This window comes from Virgibacillus sp. M23 (genome assembly GCF_034190895.1).
In the GTDB taxonomy this organism is placed as follows: domain Bacteria; phylum Bacillota; class Bacilli; order Bacillales; family Amphibacillaceae; genus Virgibacillus; species Virgibacillus salarius.
Genome location: NZ_JAWDHA010000200.1, coordinates 1 through 509, shown reverse-complemented (window position 1 = coordinate 509; position 509 = coordinate 1). Strand labels below are relative to the sequence as shown.

General features: G+C 48.1%; 1 pseudogene. It reads right to left on the bottom strand.

Annotated features, from left to right (window positions below):
* Positions 1–509 (bottom strand): annotated as a pseudogene (locus RVS70_RS22030) (sulfite reductase); the annotation flags it as partial.

Here is a 509-nt window from a genome sequence, read left to right as displayed (position 1 = left end):
GTATTGCTCGATTAACGCACTGATTTCATCTTTTTTCTCGCTTGAAACGTTTGCGATAATCAGGTTTTGATTGGCTGTCAGACGGAACTCGCCTGTATGAACTTTGGCGATTTCCCGTAAGCCTGTCATCAGCTTATAATCATCGTAATCCGTTATACGGCCGCCTTCGACAAACAGCGTGAAATGCCATTTATCCTCGATGCCTTCCACCCAGCCGTAGCGGTCGCCGTTATGATCGAAATGATATGGCTTCGCTGCTTCCAGGCTCCAGCCGAGACGGTTTTCCAATTCTTCTTTTACGGTATCTAAACCGAGGCGGTCAACTGTGTATTTGAACCGCGCATTTTTGCGAACAGAACGGTTTCCGTAATCACGCTGAATCGTAATCGTTTTTTCAGCAACGTCATACATTTGATCGGGCCGGCAGAATCCGATGACCTTGGCTAATTGCGGATATGTGGCTGTGTCGCCATGCGTCATTCCCATACCGCCGCCAATCGCCACGTTAA